The 1248-nt window shown below is 47.7% G+C and carries 3 protein-coding genes; all 3 read left to right on the top strand.

The window, feature by feature from the left end; translation table 11 throughout:
- The coding region (locus tag QZ506_RS06275; RefSeq protein ID WP_291968657.1) for an IS1 family transposase at positions 1 to 109 on the top strand (109 nt) is incomplete at its 5' end.
- Complete coding sequence (locus QZ506_RS06270; RefSeq protein ID WP_291969845.1) at positions 109 to 471, top strand: hypothetical protein; 363 nt, start codon at positions 109 to 111, stop codon at positions 469 to 471. The genes QZ506_RS06275 and QZ506_RS06270, both read left to right, overlap by 1 nt.
- 567 nt (positions 472 to 1038) lie before the next feature.
- Positions 1039 to 1248: helix-turn-helix domain-containing protein (locus QZ506_RS06265; RefSeq protein WP_291969843.1), on the top strand; the 210-nt coding region annotated here is incomplete at its 3' end.

The following is a 1248-nucleotide window of genomic DNA, read 5'->3' as shown; positions in this document are numbered from 1 at the left end:
GCGTAACCGATTGCAACGGCTCAATCGCAAGACGCTCGGATATTCAAAATCATCCGAAATGCACGATAGGATCATCGGTACTTACATCGAACGCGAGTACTACGTTTGATGCTACATCAACTCATTGAATACACGACCCAATTAACACTGGTATCAGCCTTTACTGGCACAACGGGAACGGGTAAAGCCTATGCAATTTCCACCTCTCAGACTGTTTCAATTGAGCAGTTTGCTCATGAATTTGCAGCAATGCTTGCCTATTACCAGCAGCAGTTGTCGGGTTGGCAGCAGATATTAACCGGAACGGGAAACGTTACGCTCACTACGCCAGACGGCCAGACCGTTACTGTTCGATCACAACAGGCTTGGGATACGGCGCTGAATGGGAAAGCCAATTCCAGCGATGTTTTCTTGCTGAAAGGCTCATTGGGAACCAATGACCTGAATAATGTTGTTGGGACTGATTACTAGGGGATATGGACTCAGGGGGTAACAGATAACTCAACGCTGGCAAGGAATTACCCCGTTGTAAGTGCCGGTAGCCTGGAAGTTACCTACAACGCAGCTTCCGGTGTCGGAATGGTTCAGCGATATACTACCTATGCAAGCAATCAGGTGTTTATTCGATTTAAAGCAAGAGCAAAAGATGCATGGTCTGCATGGGTTGAGCACTGGACAAGTGCAAATCTTAATCCTGTGAAAAATTCCCCGAAACAAATAAGACTTGAGGGAGAAGCAGCGTTGCATACATGGGCATTAGACGCTGCAAATACGTCAGGAACATTCAGAAATGACGCAATAACTACGGCAACCAGCCGCTTTGGTTCTGGTTGATTCTCTAAGATTTCAGGCACATATTCAGTTTTTACAGTAGGGCCATCACCCGCAACAAGTGTCGTCAGGCTTCAGGCGGGGGACGTGCAGGGGTATGTAAATTGTATTAGTCGCGACTAGATCTGACACTGGACCTTGAAAGGTTGAGAGTTACCGGTTTTGATATGGGTGTCTAATCCTTAAACAAAACGCGAGGTAACTCCCGTGCTTCATACTAACAATCCCATTATCAAACACAAAGCCGGCCTGCTCAATCTCGCCGAAGAACTCGGCAACGTATCAAAAGCCTGCAAGATCATGGGCGTGTCACGCGATACATTTTACCGTTATCAGGAACTGGCTGCTGAAGGTGGCATTGATGCGGCGCACGATGATGAGGCCTGCGGTGAAATCGAGACGGCACATCCCGGGTAT

Source organism: Candidatus Symbiopectobacterium sp. (assembly GCF_020054415.1).
Lineage (GTDB): Bacteria > Pseudomonadota > Gammaproteobacteria > Enterobacterales > Enterobacteriaceae > Symbiopectobacterium.
The sequence above is the reverse complement of the archived record's forward strand: the minus strand, read 5'-3'. Positions and strand labels throughout refer to the sequence as shown.

Coding starts and splice junctions, on each gene's coding strand:
- QZ506_RS06270 (WP_291969845.1), top strand. CDS start 109: ATGCTACATCAACTCATTGAATACACGACCCAATTAACACTGGTATCA.